The organism is Ketogulonicigenium vulgare WSH-001, assembly GCF_000223375.1.
GTDB classification, from domain to species: domain Bacteria; phylum Pseudomonadota; class Alphaproteobacteria; order Rhodobacterales; family Rhodobacteraceae; genus Ketogulonicigenium; species Ketogulonicigenium vulgare.
Window position 1 is genome coordinate 2,152,678 of sequence record NC_017384.1, and the last position, 15,898, is coordinate 2,168,575.

The window sequence follows — 15,898 nt, forward strand, 5'->3', positions numbered from 1 at the left end:
TTTCTCCGGCTGTTCAGGTGCGGCCGCCTTTGATCACCTTACTTGGTGGTCTTGGCTTGCTCGGCGCAGGCGTACATGTTGATTTCCATGCCGACCGGCGTTTCGAAGAATTTGGGCTTGATCCAGGCCATGATGTCCATCCCTTGGCTAGATGTTGCGTTAACCGATGCGCTTGCACCGTGAATCAAAGCTAGACAAAATGTCGCAGCCCGTCTTGCTATGGAAACAATAGGATTAACCTATGGCAACGTGCACTGCGTTATAGCTGCGTCAATCTGTCAAGGATGCAGGCAGGTGCCGGGCGGCCAGTATTCCACCCTGCCCCTTTAATTTAAGGGGTTGATAGATAAACAATATTATCTCTATTGGTTTTGTCGTGTATTTATGTTACGTTGCTGTATCACATCGCGAGGTGCGCAAATGGATCGGTTTCCTCCGCTCGTATCGACGGACTGGCTGGCAGATAACATGACGAACCCGGATGTTCTGGTGTTCGATGCAACGCAATACCTGCCGAACGAGCCATGGGATGGCCGCCGCGAATATCAGGCGGCGCATATTCCCGGGGCGGCGTTTTGGGATCATAACAGCGTCTCGGATACGGATACCGATCTGCCGACCATGGTGCCGCCGCTGCTGCGCATGATGACTGCAACCGCTGCGATGGGTATTGGGCCGGGCAAAAGGGTGGTGTTTTACGACCAGCGCCATGTGACAGGCGCCGCGCGCGGCTGGTGGCTGCTGGGGCTGTTCGGTTTTGACGATGTGGCGATTCTGGATGGCGGCTTTGCCAAATGGCAGGCCGAGGGACGCCCCGTTGACAGCGGCGTACAAAATTACGCCCCGACCTCGCCCTATTCCTTCAAACTGCGCCCCGAACGCCTGCGCCGGGCCGGGGATGTGCTGGCGAACCTCACCACCGGAGACGAGCTGCTGCTGGATGCGCGCCTTGCCGGGCGTTACGCAGGTACCGACCCCGAGCCGCGCAAGACGATGCGCGTCGGCCATATCCCGCACAGCCTGAACATGCCCTATGCGGACTTGCTGAATGAAAACGGCACATTGCGCGACGGCGCAAGCCTGCGCGCGCAATTTGACGCGCTTGGCGCGGGCGCGGATCGCGCCGTGATTGCCAGCTGCGGCAGTGGGTTGACGGCGACGATCATCACCCTTGCGCGCGTCGTCGCAGGCCTGCCGCAGGGCGCGGTCTATGACGGGTCTTGGGCAGAATGGGGCGGGCATCCAGAGCTGCCCATCGTGGCACCGGCGCCCGCTCTGCAGCAATCCGCCGTATAAACGCAAGCGTGATCGCGCGCGGCTGCAATCTTGCGCCATGATGGGACATCCCATTCGCCGCGCAGGAGCCTTGATGCCGTCTCGTCGCCATTTCATCGCCGCAGGCCTTGCGCTGCCCATGCTGATGCGCCCCGCTTTTGCACAAAGCGCCCCTCTTTCTGCGCTGCTGGATGAGGCTGCGGGCCTGGCGCCGCTGCGCGCCATCACCATCGCGCAAAACGGCGAAACCATAGTGGCACAGGGCTATAATAGCCAGAGCGCCGAGGCCGCCACCAATATCAAATCCGCCTCAAAGCCGATCATCGGTGCGCTGGTCGGCATCGCCGTGGCGCGCGGTCTGCTGGAGGGGGCGGACCAGCCCATCGCCCCCCTGTTGGCGGGGGACCTGCCCGCAAACCCCGACCCGCGCCTGAATGATGTGACCATCGGCCATTTGCTGACCATGCGGGCGGGCCTTGGGCGCACATCGGGGGCGAATTACGGCAATTGGGTCAGCAGCGGCAATTGGGTCAGGAACGCATTGGCGCGCCCCTTTGACGACGAACCCGGCGGGCGCATGTTATATTCCACCGGATCAACCCATCTGCTGTCGGCGATCCTGACGCGCGTCAGCGGTCAATCGACCCTGTCGCTGGCCCGCGAGTGGCTGGGCGTGCTGCCCGATTTCGATATCACCGGCTGGGAACGCGATCCGCAGGGCATTTACCTTGGCGGCAACGAGATGGCGATGACGCCCGCATCGCTGCTGGCCTTTGGCGAGCTGTATCGCAACGGCGGCCGCGCGCCGGATGGCACGCAATTGATACCCGCAGAATGGGTCCGCGCCTCGTGGCAATCCTACACACGCTCGGTCTATAGCGGCGACGGCTATGGTTACGGCTGGTTCTTGCGGGAACTGGGGGGCGAGCAGATCGCCTATGCCTGGGGTTATGGCGGGCAGATGCTGTATATTGTGCCTGAGCTGGCCTTAAGCGTGGTGATGGTGTCGGATGCCGATCCGCGCCCGACGACGATTGCCGATCGCGACAATCTGCATGATCTCAGCGCCCGCATGATCGCCGCCGTGCGGGCCGCCGCCTGAGTGTCATAAAATTGTGAGGGTGGGCCACTAGCAGGGCGGGGTCAGTTTTTAGGAAACCCCGCACCATGACCCTACCTTCGCTTTCCGCGCATGCGCGGCTTTTGTCGGGCGCCGCTGTCGTTAGCGCGCTGTTGGCCGCCCCCGCTGTGGCGCAAGATGTGCCGTTGGTCTATGCCGCCGAAGGCGCAGCCATCGGACTTTCGGTGCTGGGCACCCATCAATCCGGTATTTACGAAGAATCGGCCGCCGAGATCGTCACCTATGACGCGGCGTCCAAGCGCGGCTTCGTCATCAACGCCGCCGCTGGCGCGGTGGATGTGATGGATCTGTCCGATCCGACCCAGCCGGTCGTCATCAATACGATCACCCTGACCGAGGTCGGCGCGGGTGTGAACTCGATCTCGATCAAGAACGGCGTGGTCGCGATGGCGGTGCAGAACAATACCGTCACCGACAATGGCTTTGTCGTGCTGGCCGATATCGACGGCGCGATCCTGGCCACGGTCGAAGTGGGCGCCCTGCCCGACGCCCTGACCTTCTCGCCCGATGGTAATTGGGTGCTGGTCGTGAACGAAGGCGAGCCGCGCGAAGATTTCGGCATCGACCCCGAGGGCTCGATCTCGGTCATCGACATCTCGGGCGGTGCCGCGACTGTGACGCAAGCGAATGTCCGCACCGCCGATTTCCGCGCCTATAACGGGCAGGAAGACGCGCTGCGCGAAGCCGGCGTCCGCATCTTTGGCCCCGGTGCCAGCGCCGCGCAGGATTTCGAACCCGAATGGGTCGAGGTATCCAGCGACAGCACCACCGCCTATGCCTCGCTGCAGGAAAACAACGCCATCGCTGTCATCGACATTGCCAGCGCGACCATCACCGATGTGCTGCCGCTGGGCTTTAAAGACTGGTCGGAAAATGGCGCATGGTCGGGTGCGGGTCTGGATACCAGCCGCAAGGGCGAGGTGAATATCCGCCACTGGCCGGTGTTCGGCATCCTGCTGCCCGATACGATCCGTGTGTTCGAGGTGGCGGGCGAGACCTATATCCTGACCGCGAACGAGGGCGATGCCCGCGCCTATGACGAAGACGGCTGGTGGCTGGAAGAATTCGCGATCGAGGATCTGCAACTGGACGCGACCGCCTTCCCCAACGCCGCCGAATTGCAAGAAGACACTGCGATTGGCAAGCTGCTGGTGACCTCGACCCTTGGCGTTGCGAATGAGTGCAACCCCTCGCTGTCGACCGCCGAAGTGCAGGCGCTGGGCTATGCCGAAATCGGCGAATATGTCGCCGCAGAATGCGTGTACGACGCGCTTTACACCTTTGGTGGCCGCTCGGCCTCGATCTTTAAGGTTGGCGAGGGCGCGCTGGAGCTGGTCTGGGATTCGGGCAGCGATTTCGAGGAAATCACCCTTGCCGCGAACCCCGATTATTTCAACGCCGACCATGCGCACCGCGAAACGCAACTGAAACGTCGCTCGGTCAACAAAGGCCCCGAGCCTGAAGGCGCAGCGATTGGCGAGATCGACGGCCGTCTCTACGGCTTCATCGGGTTCGAACGTGTCGGCGGCGTCATGGTCTATGACATCACCGAGCCTGCAAACGCGACATTTGTCACCTATATCAACAACCGCGACTTTTCGCTGGCGCATTCCGAGGAAGGCGGCACCACCACCGACCTTGGGGCCGAGGGCCTGTACTTCATCCCCGCCGCCGATAGCCCCGACGCACAAGGCCGCCCGGTGCTGATGGTCGGCAACGAAGTCAGCGGCACGACGACCCTGTTCGCCATCGACCGCCTGGCGCCGTAAAAGACCGGATTTTCCTGTAAAAGGGGCGCCTTGGCGCCCCTTTTTTCATGCAGATCAGCGGTGAAAAAATAGGCACCGCCGCCGCCCTTACAATCATCGCAGCATCCCATTCCCCCAACGTCAAAGCATCCGACAATATTTTCCTTGCATTTTATCGTGGCGGTGAAATTGTTGAGCAATGTTGATAAGATTGTAAGAGGGATGCAGTGCTGGACCAGAACCTCGTCGGATTTTTGCGGGACTGGACCGCGCGTTGGGCGGCATTGCCGGCATCGGCTGGCATGGCCGGTCAGCGGCTTTTGTTCGAAAATATCACCCGCGAAAAACGTGATCCGATCAACGACGCCATCCCGAGCGCCGAGCATTTCGTGCCCTTTGGGGCGGGCAAGATCCGTGTGCGTGTCTTTGGCCAGACGCATGGTACGCGCCCTGCAATGCTGTATTTCCACGGCGGTGGCTGGGTGCGCGGCAGCGCCGAGACGACATGGGACATCACCGGCAATTTCGCGCGGCTGTGCGATATGGTTGTGGTCAGCGTCGATTATGCCCTTGCCCCCGAGGCGGTGTTTCCGCTGCCCGTCCATCAGGGCCTTGCCGTTCTGCGCTGGATGATCGCTGAATGCACCGCGCTGGGGATCGACCCTGCGCGGATCACGACGGCGGGCGACAGCTCGGGGGGGAATATCGCTGCGGCGGTGACGCTGGCCGCGCTGGATGCAGATGTGCCGCTGCAGGCGCAGCTGATGATTTATCCGGCGCTGGATGCGGATAATACCCGCCCCTCTTATGACGAATTCGCCAATGGGCCGGTGCTGTTGAAAAACACGATGCAGGCCTATTGGGACACCTATTGCCCGGCGCAGGAATACCTGAGCGACCCGCTGGCCGCACCGCTGCTGAGCGATCAACTGCACCGCTTGCCGCCGACGATGCTTGCGGTGGCCGAAAACGACGTGCTGCGCGACAGCGGCACCGCCTATGCCGACAAGGCGCGGGCCGCGGGGGCTGATGTAACGGTCGATCCGGGGATCGGTCTGATCCACGGCTATTTCCTTGCACAAACCTATTGCCCCGCTGTCACCACCTGTCTGCACGCCATGGCGGACTGGCTGAATGCCCAAAACGCCCAGGACGGAATACAGAATTGACCAGCAAGACAGCGCCGCGCGTCGCCATTATCGGCGGCGGTTTTTCCGGCATCGCCGCCGCCCAGCGCCTGATGAAATACGGGATCGAGGATTTCACCTTGTTCGAGCAATCGGACGCGCTGGGGGGCACCTGGCTGGATAACAGCTATCCGGGGGCCGAGGTGGACACCCCCTCGCATATCTATTCCTTCTCGTTCAACCGCAACGACTGGACGCGCACCCATTGCGCGCGGGACGAGCTGTTGGCCTATCTGCAGCGCACGGGGGATGCGTTGAACCTGGGGCCCCGGTTGCGGCTGCGCACCGGCGTGCGCGGCGCGGCTTGGGACGCGGCGACGCATCAATGGACATTGACGCTGGGTAGCGGCGAGACGGCGGTCTTTGATGCCGTGATCACCGCTGTCGGCTTTTTGAACGTCCCCAATTACCCCAAATGGGCTGAAGGCACCGGATTTGGTGGCGCGATCATCCATTCGGCGCGCTGGCCCAAGGGCTATGACCTGACGGGTAAACGGGTTGGGGTTGTGGGCACAGGCTCAACCGCGGTGCAGATCGTGACCGAAGCGGCCAAGGTCGCAGATCACCTGACCGTCTTTCAACGCGAGCCGAACTGGGTGCTGCGCAAGGGCAACCGCCCCTATACCCCCGCCGAGCGGCAGCGCTATCGCAGCTGGCTGGGGCATAAGCTGCTTCGGCTGAAGCATTTCATTGCTTACGAGCGTGAACGCGCAGGGGGGCGCAACCAGATGGCAGGCACCCCCGCCAACACCAAACTGCGCGAGGGCGCCCTGGCCTATATGCGCCACGAGCTGGCACGCCGCGCAGAGCTGATCCCCATGGTGACGCCCGACTATCCGGTCTGGGGCAAGCGCCCGGTCTATTGCGACACCTATTATTCCTCGATCGCGCAGGACAATGTCACCGTCGCGCCGCAAGTCGTTGAACTGACGCCAGACCGCGTCATCGACCAAAACGGCACGCCGCACGCGCTGGATGTGCTGGTGCTGGCGACGGGGTTCAAGGCGACCGATTACCTTTACACGCTATCGGTGCAGGGCACGGGCGGGCGCGAACTGCATGATGTCTGGGCGGGCGAGCCCGAGGCTTTGTCCGGTGTCGCCGTGCCGGGCTTTCCGAATTTCTTCATGATGTATGGGCCGAACACCAACTCCGGCCCTCTGGTCTACCTGTTGGAATCGCACGCCGATTTCGCGGCGCGCTGCATTCGCGACATGGCGCGCAGCGGCAGTGATACGGTCGAGGCGGACCCTGCCGTGACCCAACGCTTTAACGCATGGATCCAAGCCCGCCTGCAAAAGACGGTCTGGGCGACATCGAACAACTATTTCCGCAACGCCAGCGGCAAGGTCGTCACCCAATGGCCATTCACCGCGCTGACCTATCGGCTGAGTTCCAAATTCTGGCGCAAACGCGGCATGAAATATTCCAAAAATGGGGCGGCATCATGAGCCTGTTGCAAGGTAAGACCTTTTTCGTGACCGGCGCTGCGGGCGGCATTGGCGCAGCCACTGTCACGCGCCTTTTGGCCGAGGGCGCGAATGTCATCGCCAGCGACCGCTGGGATGCTGAGACCCGCGTCAGCGCGAACCTGTTGCAGGTGCCGGGGGACGTCACCTCGCGCGCGGATATGCGTGCGGCCGTCGCCGCTGGCGTTGCGGCCTTTGGCACGCTGGACGGGGGCTTTCTGAATGCGGGCGTCTGCCTGGAAGGCGGGCTGTTCGACGGTACTGACGCGGTGTTCGATCTGACGATGGATGTGAACGTCAAAGGCGTCTTTCAATCCGCCAGCGCCGTGGCCGAGGTTCTGGCCGAAAAGCAAAGCGGCAGCCTTGTGCTGACCAGCTCGATCTCGGGCCTGCGGGGCGCGGCGCGGTTCATGGCCTATGCGGCATCGAAACATGCGGTGGTCGGGCTGATGCGGTCTTTCGCGCAGCAGCTGGGGCCGCTGAATATCCGCGTGAACACGGTGCATCCGACATCCGTCCGCACGCCGATGGTGGATGATATCGCCCATGCCCGCCGCACCTTTCAGCGCGAGGATGCGACAATGGACGATCTGATGGCCCTTTATAAACAGCGCCATCTGATGCCCATCGCCTGGGTCGAACCCGAGGAAATCGCCAATGCCGTCGCCTGGCTTTTGTCCGATCAGGCGCGGTTCGTCACCGGCAATACGCTGACGATCGATGCCGGAACTTGCGTAAAATAAGACCAAAGCGCGGCACGGGGAAAACCTCGGCCGCTTTCACAACATGGAGAGTAAAATGCAACGCAGAACCGTTTTGAAACTGGGCTCTGGCTTTTTGGCGGCCAGTGCCCTTGGCCGCCCGGCCTTTGCCGCCGGGACCAAATGGGATTTCGCCGACGAATATGTCGCCAGCCTGATGCCCGGCCGTGCCGCCAATTTCTTTATCAGCCGCGTGAACGAGCGGTTCGGCGATCAGCTCGAGGTCGTCTATCAAGGCGGCGGCGCGCTGGGGTATAAATCGGCCGATCACTTTGACGCGGTCGAAACCGGCGCCGTGCAGGCCGCAACCACGCTTGTCACCCAGTTGAACGGGATCAACCCGCTGTTCAACGTGTCGAACCTGCCCTTCCTGGTGAAATCCATCGAGGAATCACGCCTGCTGTGGGATACCGCCAGCCCTTATTATGGCGATATCTTTGAGGAATACGGCCAGGTCCTGCTGTTTGGATCGCCCAGCCCGCCCGCTGGCATCCATTCGAAAAACCCGATCGACTCGGTCGAGGCCCTGCGCGGCCTGCGCATCCGCACCTTTGACAGCATCTCGACCCGCACGATGGCGAATGCGGGCTGTGCGCCCTTGCAGATCGCATGGACCGATGTGGTGCCGCAGCTATCGACGGGCGCGCTGGATGCGATGCTGACCTCGGCGGACGGCGGCGCGTCGATCTCGTGCTGGGATTACCTGAGCAACTTTACCTTGTTCTTCTATTCGCTGGCCAGCTATTGCGCGCATGTGAACCGCGACGCGTTCGAGGCCCTGCCCCCCGAAGTGCAAGAGGGCCTGCGCGAGATCGGTCAAGAGACCGTCGATTTCGCCTGGACCGAAGTGATCGAAGTGCTGAACGCCGGTCTTGCCACGCTGGAAGAGCATGGCATGAATGTGCAGCGCGAGCCGAACCCCGCCGCCTTTGCCCAACTGCAAAGCGCGGGCAATGACGCCCGCACCGAATGGCTATCGACCACAGGTGACGCAGGCGCCGCCCTGCTGGCTGATTTCGAAGCCAAGGTCGGCTGATCCAGATGAAAACAGCCGCGAAAACCGATCCGAAATGGCTGCATGTCATTTCGCGCTTCTCTCACGGTCTGAACCTGATCGCGGCGACATTCGCCGCGGTTCTGGTGACGGTCATGCTGCTGACCATCGTGCTAGAGGTCGTGCTGCGGCTGTTTTCGCGCTCGACCTATATGGCGGATGCCATCGTGGCGAACGGCCTATCGATTGCGACCTTTATGACGCTGGCCTGGGCGATGGAATCGGGATCGATGATCCGCGTGAACATCGTGCAGCAGATGGTGAACGATCGCATCCGCTATGTGATGGAACTGATCTGCACCGCCGCCGCCGCCGCCCTTACCGGCTGGCTGTGGTATTACATCTATCTGATTTTCGAGCGGAGTTTTAACCGCGGCAGCCTTGCGACCTATATGATTTCATTCCCCAAATGGTATCTGGATATCTTTCCGGTCATCGGTTTGGCCCTGCTGTTCTTGCATATCTGCGTGCGCCTGCTGCGCCTGATTTTTGTCGGCGACACCACCGAACGCGCGTTGGAGATTTAACCGATGGAAGCCGCAATCGCACCTGTGGTGCTTATTTCATTGATCTTCCTTGTGCTGGGCATGGGGGTCTGGGTCTTTTTGGGGCTGGTGATGGTGGCCCTCCTTAGCCTGCATTTCGTGATGGATTTTTCCTTTGCGCGGATCGGGTCGATCACCAGCACCATTTTTGCCTCAAAGATGGTGTCTTGGGAATTGGCGGCCATCCCGCTGTTCATCCTGATGGGCGATATTATCGTGCGCACGGACATGTCGCGCCGCCTGTTCCAAGGCATCTCGCCTTTCGCGCGGCTGCTGCCGGGGGGCCTGCTGCATACCAATGTCTTGGGCTGCACCATGTTCGCCGCTGTCTGCGGCTCTAGCCCCGCGACCGCCGCCACGATTGGCAAAATCACCATCCCCGAGCTGAAGGCCCGCGGCTATGACCACCAACTGTCCTCCGGCTCGCTTGCGGGTGCGGGGACGTTCGGGCTGCTGATCCCGCCGTCGATCTCGCTGGTGATTTACGGCATCTCGGCCAATGTCTCGATCGCCAAGCTGTTCATGGCGGGCATCGTGCCGGGGATCGTGCTGGCGATCATGTATTCGGCCTATATCGCCATCCGCTGCAAGATGAACCCGGCGCTGGCCCCCAGCGAGGGCGCGCGACCCACCTTGCGCGAATTCGCCCAAGGCATCTGGATTCTGGCGCCGATGATCCTGCTGATGGGGTTCGTGCTGGGCACGATCTATACCGGCATCGCAACCCCGTCCGAGGCTGCGGCAATGGGGGTTATGGGGTCAATCCTGATTACCGCCGCGTCGCGGCAATTCTCGCTGCGGCTGTTTCTGGATGCGTTGCGCAGCGCGCTGCGGGTCTCGGCGATGATCACGATCCTGATCGCCTCCTCGGCTGTGCTGTCGGCGGCAATTGCCTATATGCATGTGCCGCAGACGATCTCGGATATGTTCGTGCAGATGAACCTGCAACCGTGGATGCTGATCGCGGTGCTGCTGGTGTTCTATATCATCCTTGGCATGTTCATTGATGGCATCTCGATCATCGTGATGACGCTGCCTATCGCCTTTCCGCTGATCGTGAATGCGGGCTTTGATCCGATCTGGTTCGGCGTCTTTCTGGTGCTGGTGATTGAAATGAGCGCGATCACCCCGCCGGTGGGCCTGAACCTGTTCGTACTGCAAGGGCTGACGGGCGACAGCTTTACCCGCACAATCCGCGCGGCCTTTCCGTTCTTCCTGTTGTTGGTATTGGGTGCGATCATCATGTCGGTCTTTCCGCAGATCATCCTGTTCCTGCCAGAGTTGATGTCGAGGTAACCCATGTCACTGACCGTCGATCTGAATGCCGATATGGGCGAAAGTTTTGGCGCCTGGCAGATGGGCGATGACGCGGCGATGCTGGGGATCGTCACCTCGGCCAATGTCGCCTGCGGCTTTCACGCGGGCGATCATGAGGTGATGGCGAAAACCCTGCGGCTGGCCAAGGCCGCAGGGGTCGCTGTCGGCGCGCATCCGGGTTTTGCCGATTTGCAGGGCTTTGGCCGCCGCCCTATACCGGGGTTCACGGCCGATCAACTGGCCAGTCTGGTCGCGGCGCAAATCGGGGCGATGATCGGCATCGCGCGCCTTGTGGATGTCGAGCTGCGTCACGTGAAACTGCACGGCGCGCTCAGCAATATGGCGATGGTGGATCGCGCCATGGCGGATGCCTGCCTTGGGGCCGCCGCGCGTGTGCTGCCGGGGGCTATCCAGTTCGTGCTGCCCGGCACGGCACTCGAGGATGCGGCGCTGGCCTTGCGCGCGCCGATCGCGCGCGAGATTTTCGCCGATCGCGGCTATGCGCCCGATGGCAAGCTGCTGCCCCGCAGCCACCCGGATGCGATGCTGCATGATCCAGCCGTGATCGTGCCGCGCATTTTGCGCATTTTGGACACGGGCACCATCATCGCCCATGACGGCACGCTGATTCCCGTGAAACCTGACACGATCTGCCTGCACGGGGACGAGCCGCATGCCGTCCGCAATGCCGAACACCTGCGCCATGCGCTGGAACAGGCGGGCGTGCGCGTTGCCGCCCCCGAACGCCCCTAAAACCGAAAGCCGACCATGACAGAACCCTCGATCAGCCGCCGCCTTGCCGCCCTTGCGCATCAGGCCGCGGCCCAGCCCGACCTGCCGCGCCTGCGCGCTATTCTGGCGCATAACCTGACCCTTGCCACCAGCCCCGCGCGTCCGACCGAGCGGCTTGTTCTGCCGGGCGAGAGCGGCCCTGTCGCGCTGGCTGGCCGCCTCGCCGCGCAGATCTATGCCCGTGCCCAAGATGACTGGTTTGACGAGGGCCGCTGCCATATCGCGCCAATGGTGATCGCCGCCGCGCTGGCCAGTGGCACCGACGATCTTTATGCCGCCGTCGCAGCCGGTTATGCCGCCGAGATGCCCGTCGCCGCCACCTATGGCTTGCAAGCGCATAAACAAGGTTTCCGCCCAACATCGATGTTCGGCAATATCGGTGCGGCAGCGGCGGCGAGCGTTGGCCTTGGGCTGGATGCGGCGCAGACCGCGCGGGCGATCTCGCTGGCGGCAAATGCATCCGCAGGCCACACCCGCTGCATGATCGAGGAAACCGATGAATGGCGGCTGGACCTGATGCGCGCCGCCCGCGCCGGGATCGAGGCCGCGCTGCTGGTGCAACTGATGGATGCCACCGCCGCCGACCAAAGCTTCGAGGGGCAGAACGGCTGGGCACAGTCCTATTTCGACGATCGCGGCGCCCAGCGCCTGCTTGATACGCTGGCGAGCCGCGTCTTTGACCTGAAGCAGGTCGGGCTGAAACCCTATCCCGCCAGCGGTGTCGGCTTTGCCACGATTGATGCGGCGCTCAAGATGCGCGCAGATTTGGGCGGCGCACCTGCGGATGATGCGCGGATCAGCCTGTTCGCCCATGAAACGGTCTGGCTGGTGCCCGGTGCCGAGGCGCGCGGCCCCTATCGCAGCTTGCTGGGCGCAGCGCTGTCGCTGCCTTGCCTTGCGGCGCAAGGCCTGCTGACCGGCACCGTCGTGCCGCTGATCGGACCCGATCTGCCCGCAGATATCGCACGGGTCATCGCGGGCACCGCGATCCATCACGACAACAGCCTGCCGCCGCAGGTCGCGCGCATGGTGCTGACGCAAAACGGCAAAAGCTATGAGGTGATGGGTGATGGTGATGCGCTGATGGCGCTGGATTTCGACAGTATCACCGCCGATCCCGCCAGTTTCGCGCTGCGCTTTGGCGTGACGGCTGCGGATGTCAGCCGCATCATCGCCGCCCTGCCCATGGGCAAGGTCAGCGCCAGCGCAGCCATTGCCGCGCTGACCTAGAGTTTAGCGCAGACGCGCGATCACTTGGCCGGGGGCGAGCATCGCCCCCGCCTCGGCCACAAGGGTAATCCGGCCAGCGGCCTCCGCAATGACTTGGGTTTCCATCTTCATCGCCTCGATCGCGGCCAGCGGCGTGCCCTCATGAACCTCATCCCCGTCAGCGACCAGCCATTGCAGCAAGCTGCCCGCGAAAGGCGCGCAGATCTCGCCTGCGCTTGCCTCTGGCGCGGCGGCTTGGGCGGGTGGCGCGGCACCTGCAAACAGCGCCAGCGGCAGGCCGAGCGCGTGGCGCTTGCCGTCAATCTCAATAAAACTGCGGATCATCTGCGGATCGACGGGGTCGACGCGCGGCGCGGGTGCGGGCGGCTGCCACTGGGTTTCGATCCAGTTGGTGTAAACGCCGAAACCCTCGGTGCCGATAAAGGCGGGCGCGTCGACAATCGCGCGGTGAAAGGGCAGCACGCTTGCCACGCCCTCGATCTGGAACTCGGCCAAGGCGCGGCGCGCACGCGCCAGCGCGATGGCGCGCGTCGGGCCGGTGACGATCAGCTTGGCCAGCAGGCTGTCATACACACCCGGCACCACCGAGCGGCCATCGACGCCGCTATCGACGCGCACCCCGGCCCCGATGGCGCGTTAAAGGCGGTGATCTGACCGGGCGTCGGTAAAAAGCCACGGCCCGGATCCTCCGCATTGATGCGAAATTCAATGGCATGGCCGCGCGGGGCGGGCGTGTCGGTGATCGACAATGGCAGACCATCCGCGATGCGCAGCTGTTCGACCACGATGTCGAGGCCGGTGACTTCCTCGGTCACGCCATGTTCGACCTGCAGGCGGGTGTTCACCTCGAGAAAGGAAATCACGCCATCGGATGACAGCAGAAATTCAACCGTCCCCGCGCTGGTATAACCCGCTGCGGCGCAGATATCGCGCGCGGCGCTGTGCAGGCGGTCGCGCTGGGCGTCGCTGAGGAAAGGCGCGGGCGCTTCTTCGACCAGTTTCTGGTTGCGGCGCTGCAAGCTGCAATCGCGGGTGCCCAGCACCTGCACATTGCCATGCTGGTCGGCGATGACCTGCACCTCGACATGGCGGGGGCGGGTCAGGAACTGCTCGCCGTAACAGGCGCCGCGCCCAAAGGCCTCGACCGCTTCGCGTTGGGCGGCGTCGAACAGGGCGGCGACTTCGGAGAGATGATGCGCGACCTTCATCCCACGTCCGCCGCCCCCGAAGGCGGCCTTGATCGCCAGCGGCAGGCCGACCTCGCGCGCGAACGCCAGCGCGGCGGCCCCATCCGCCAGCGGTCCGTCCGAGCCCTTGACCAGCGGCGCGCCGACCTGCTGCGCGATGCGCCGCGCCGCGACCTTATCGCCCAGCGCCGCAATGACATCGGGGCGCGGCCCGACCCAAATCAGACCTGCGTCGATCACCGCCTGCGCGAATTCGACGCGTTCGGACAAAAAGCCATAGCCAGGGTGGACGGCATCGGCCCCTGCGCGCTGGGCGATGGCGATGATCTTTTCGATATTCAGATAGGTCTCGGCAGGGCGGCCTGCACCCAGACCAAACGCCTCGTCCGCGGCGCGCATGTGCAGGGCGTTAAAGTCATCTTCGGCATAGATCGCGACGGACTGAACCCCGTAATCGCGGGCGGCGCGGATGATACGCAGGGCGATCTCGCCGCGATTGGCGATCAGCAGCTTTTTCATGAATGCATCTCCTGCATGTCAGCGGTCACGGGCGCGAAATGCGCAATGGGGTTAAAGCGCACGCGCGCGCCGGGCGGAATTTGCGCTGCCAGATCAAGGTGGTAATCGGCGATGACGGCGATGACAGGATAGCCGCCCGTCAGCGGGTGATCGCGCAGGAACACCAGCGGATAGCCGGAATGCGGCACTTGGATCGCGCCTGTCGGGGTGCCTTCGGACACCATTTCACCAAGATGCGCGCGTTCAATGGGCGCGCCGCCGGTCAGGCGCATACCCACACGGTCGACGGCATCCGAGACCGTCCAGCTTTGCGTGGCAAAGGTCTGAAAACCCGTCGCAGTGAACCAATCTGTGCGCGGGCCGGGAATGACATCAAGGATGACGTCAGACCCGCGCGCGGGCAGGTCCGGCCCCAATGCGGCATCAGCGACCGCCTGCGCGGAGCGCCCCGCGCCATGGATTGCATCCCCGGCGCGCAGTGGCATCGGGCCAAGCTGCGCCAGCGTATCCGTCGCGGCAGATCCCAGCACGGGTGCGATATCATAGCCGCCCCGCAGCGCCAGATAGCTGTAAATCCCAGCCCGCGGCACTGCCAAACGCACAACGTCACCTGCATCCAGCGCGAATGGCTGGTCGTGCGGCACAGTAATTTTGCGACCCCCTGTCGTGGTGATGTTGCAGGGCGCCGGCGCGCCGGACAGCGCGATGGTCAGCGCGGCCTCGGCCCGCAGTTGCAACCCGCCGAGTGAAACCTCGATCACCGGATCATCCGCCGGATTGCCCAGCAAGCGGTTCGCACGCCCCATCGCGGCACGATCCATCGCGCCGGACTGTCCGACGCCCTGCCCCGTAAATCCATCGCGCCCGCCATCTTGCCACAGCGCGGGCCGATCCGCGCGCAGCACGCGAAACGCCAAGGGAGATTGCGGTGATGCGGGCGGCTTTGGCGCAGGTGGCAGGATCGTGACATCCATCTGCGATGCCGCACGAAAGCGGACCGTATCGCCGGGCATAAACAGCGCGGGACGCGGGCGCGACATATCCCACATCGGCACATCGGTACGACCAATGATCTGCCAGCCGCCGGGACTTTGACGCGGGTAAACCCCGCCAAACCGCCCCGCCAGCGCAACAGCACCCGCCGGGATCGCGACGCGCGGCACGGTGCGGCGCGGCAAATCAAAGGCGGGGTCCGCGCAGTAAAGATAGGCAAAGCCTGGCGCGAAGCCGGTAAAAGCCACGCTAAAATGGGCCGCGCCGTGGCGGGCGATCAATGTGGGTTTATCCAACCCCATCAGGCGCATGACCTCGTCCAGATCTTCGCCATCATAGATCACGGGGATATCATGCTGTAGGCCGCTACGCGCGGCGGTGCCAATCGCGCCAAAGGCGGCAACCGCCTGCTGCAACGCATGTGCTGATGTTTGAAAGCGGTCGAATTTCAGCAAAAGCGTGCGTGCCCCCGGGATCACCGCGTGCAGCCCGGGCAAATCTGCTTCTTGCAGGCGATCAAACAAAGCCAGCGTCTGAGCGAGCCCAGAAAGTTCAATCACCAGCCCATCCGAACCGCCCGGCAGAAATCGCACGTCACTCACCTCATTGCTGTCCACAGCTAATATGTTCAATAATAGATTTGCAATTGTTCAATCAAATGCGGCGATACTTTTCATGGA

The 15,898-nt window shown here is 63.0% G+C and carries 15 protein-coding genes; 11 read left to right on the forward strand and 4 right to left on the reverse strand.

Annotated elements, in window-relative coordinates:
- Nucleotides 1-38: 38 nt before the first annotated feature.
- Nucleotides 39-131 carry a pyrroloquinoline quinone precursor peptide PqqA gene (gene pqqA, locus KVU_RS10695; protein WP_013385244.1) on the reverse strand — a complete coding sequence of 31 codons (93 nt, stop codon included), beginning with the start codon at nucleotides 129-131 and terminating at the stop codon, nucleotides 39-41.
- A 289-nt stretch (nucleotides 132-420) separates the two neighbouring features.
- On the opposite strand from pqqA, the gene KVU_RS10700 reads away from it, so the two are divergent.
- The 11 genes from KVU_RS10700 to KVU_RS10750 all read left to right on the forward strand — a co-directional run bounded on the left by KVU_RS10700 (nucleotide 421) and on the right by KVU_RS10750 (nucleotide 12,519).
- Entirely contained in the window at nucleotides 421-1,296 is an 876-nt protein-coding gene (locus KVU_RS10700; protein ID WP_014537993.1) for a sulfurtransferase, read from the forward strand.
- 73 nt (nucleotides 1,297-1,369) lie between these two features.
- Complete coding sequence (locus KVU_RS10705; protein ID WP_013385246.1) at nucleotides 1,370-2,377, forward strand: serine hydrolase domain-containing protein; 1,008 nt, start codon at nucleotides 1,370-1,372, stop codon at nucleotides 2,375-2,377.
- Between the two features lie 65 nt (nucleotides 2,378-2,442).
- On the forward strand, nucleotides 2,443-4,185 hold the full coding sequence (locus KVU_RS10710; protein WP_013385247.1) for a choice-of-anchor I family protein: 1,743 nt from the start codon (nucleotides 2,443-2,445) through the stop codon (nucleotides 4,183-4,185).
- A gap of 206 nt (nucleotides 4,186-4,391) precedes the next feature.
- Nucleotides 4,392-5,333 carry an alpha/beta hydrolase gene (locus KVU_RS10715; protein WP_013385248.1) on the forward strand — a complete coding sequence of 314 codons (942 nt, stop codon included), beginning with the start codon at nucleotides 4,392-4,394 and terminating at the stop codon, nucleotides 5,331-5,333.
- Nucleotides 5,330-6,802: a flavin-containing monooxygenase gene (locus tag KVU_RS10720; protein ID WP_014537994.1), complete on the forward strand. Its 1,473-nt coding sequence runs from the start codon at nucleotides 5,330-5,332 to the stop codon at nucleotides 6,800-6,802. Before KVU_RS10715 ends, KVU_RS10720 begins: the two co-directional genes overlap by 4 nt.
- On the forward strand, nucleotides 6,799-7,563 hold the full coding sequence (locus tag KVU_RS10725; RefSeq protein WP_013385251.1) for an SDR family oxidoreductase: 765 nt from the start codon (nucleotides 6,799-6,801) through the stop codon (nucleotides 7,561-7,563). Before KVU_RS10720 ends, KVU_RS10725 begins: the two co-directional genes overlap by 4 nt.
- A gap of 55 nt (nucleotides 7,564-7,618) precedes the next feature.
- Nucleotides 7,619-8,617 (forward strand): TRAP transporter substrate-binding protein, encoded by a 999-nt coding sequence (locus KVU_RS10730; RefSeq protein ID WP_013385252.1) that lies wholly within the window; start codon nucleotides 7,619-7,621, stop codon nucleotides 8,615-8,617.
- 5 nt (nucleotides 8,618-8,622) lie between these two features.
- A complete protein-coding gene (locus tag KVU_RS10735) occupies nucleotides 8,623-9,162 on the forward strand; it encodes a TRAP transporter small permease (protein WP_013385253.1) in 540 nt (179 codons plus the stop codon).
- A 3-nt stretch (nucleotides 9,163-9,165) separates the two neighbouring features.
- The gene (locus KVU_RS10740; protein ID WP_013385254.1) at nucleotides 9,166-10,476 is read left to right on the forward strand and encodes a TRAP transporter large permease; all 1,311 of its coding nucleotides are present in this window, start codon (nucleotides 9,166-9,168) and stop codon (nucleotides 10,474-10,476) included.
- 3 nt (nucleotides 10,477-10,479) lie between these two features.
- Nucleotides 10,480-11,250, forward strand: coding sequence for a LamB/YcsF family protein (locus KVU_RS10745; RefSeq protein WP_013385255.1), 771 nt, complete (start codon nucleotides 10,480-10,482; stop codon nucleotides 11,248-11,250).
- Nucleotides 11,251-11,265: 15 nt separating this feature from the next.
- The gene (locus KVU_RS10750; protein ID WP_013385256.1) at nucleotides 11,266-12,519 is read left to right on the forward strand and encodes an MmgE/PrpD family protein; all 1,254 of its coding nucleotides are present in this window, start codon (nucleotides 11,266-11,268) and stop codon (nucleotides 12,517-12,519) included.
- A 3-nt stretch (nucleotides 12,520-12,522) separates the two neighbouring features.
- On the opposite strand, the gene KVU_RS16260 is transcribed toward KVU_RS10750, so the two are convergent.
- The 3 genes from KVU_RS16260 to KVU_RS10760 are packed head-to-tail and all read right to left on the reverse strand — an operon-like array spanning nucleotide 12,523 to nucleotide 15,811.
- Complete coding sequence (locus tag KVU_RS16260; protein ID WP_254660350.1) at nucleotides 12,523-13,137, reverse strand: acyl-CoA carboxylase biotin carboxyl carrier protein subunit; 615 nt, start codon at nucleotides 13,135-13,137, stop codon at nucleotides 12,523-12,525.
- Nucleotides 13,065-14,225 (reverse strand): acetyl-CoA carboxylase biotin carboxylase subunit, encoded by a 1,161-nt coding sequence (locus tag KVU_RS10755; RefSeq protein ID WP_254660351.1) that lies wholly within the window; start codon nucleotides 14,223-14,225, stop codon nucleotides 13,065-13,067. Before KVU_RS10755 ends, KVU_RS16260 begins: the two co-directional genes overlap by 73 nt.
- Entirely contained in the window at nucleotides 14,222-15,811 is a 1,590-nt protein-coding gene (locus KVU_RS10760; RefSeq protein WP_013385259.1) for a 5-oxoprolinase subunit B/C family protein, read from the reverse strand. The genes KVU_RS10755 and KVU_RS10760 overlap by 4 nt, the downstream gene beginning before the upstream one ends.
- Nucleotides 15,812-15,898: the final 87 nt, after the last annotated feature.

Excerpts from the sequence above, each read along its gene's own strand:
- KVU_RS10755 (WP_254660351.1), bottom strand. The coding sequence starts at position 14,225 with ATGAAAAAGCTGCTGATCGCCAATCGCGGCGAGATCGCCCTGCGTATC.
- KVU_RS10710 (WP_013385247.1), top strand. The coding sequence starts at position 2,443 with ATGACCCTACCTTCGCTTTCCGCGCATGCGCGGCTTTTGTCGGGCGCC.
- KVU_RS10730 (WP_013385252.1), top strand. The coding sequence starts at position 7,619 with ATGCAACGCAGAACCGTTTTGAAACTGGGCTCTGGCTTTTTGGCGGCC.
- KVU_RS10735 (WP_013385253.1), top strand. The coding sequence starts at position 8,623 with ATGAAAACAGCCGCGAAAACCGATCCGAAATGGCTGCATGTCATTTCG.
- KVU_RS10745 (WP_013385255.1), top strand. The coding sequence starts at position 10,480 with ATGTCACTGACCGTCGATCTGAATGCCGATATGGGCGAAAGTTTTGGC.
- KVU_RS10740 (WP_013385254.1), top strand. The coding sequence starts at position 9,166 with ATGGAAGCCGCAATCGCACCTGTGGTGCTTATTTCATTGATCTTCCTT.
- KVU_RS10705 (WP_013385246.1), top strand. The coding sequence starts at position 1,370 with ATGCCGTCTCGTCGCCATTTCATCGCCGCAGGCCTTGCGCTGCCCATG.
- KVU_RS10750 (WP_013385256.1), top strand. The coding sequence starts at position 11,266 with ATGACAGAACCCTCGATCAGCCGCCGCCTTGCCGCCCTTGCGCATCAG.
- KVU_RS10725 (WP_013385251.1), top strand. The coding sequence starts at position 6,799 with ATGAGCCTGTTGCAAGGTAAGACCTTTTTCGTGACCGGCGCTGCGGGC.
- KVU_RS10700 (WP_014537993.1), top strand. The coding sequence starts at position 421 with ATGGATCGGTTTCCTCCGCTCGTATCGACGGACTGGCTGGCAGATAAC.
- pqqA (WP_013385244.1), bottom strand. The coding sequence starts at position 131 with ATGGCCTGGATCAAGCCCAAATTCTTCGAAACGCCGGTCGGCATGGAA.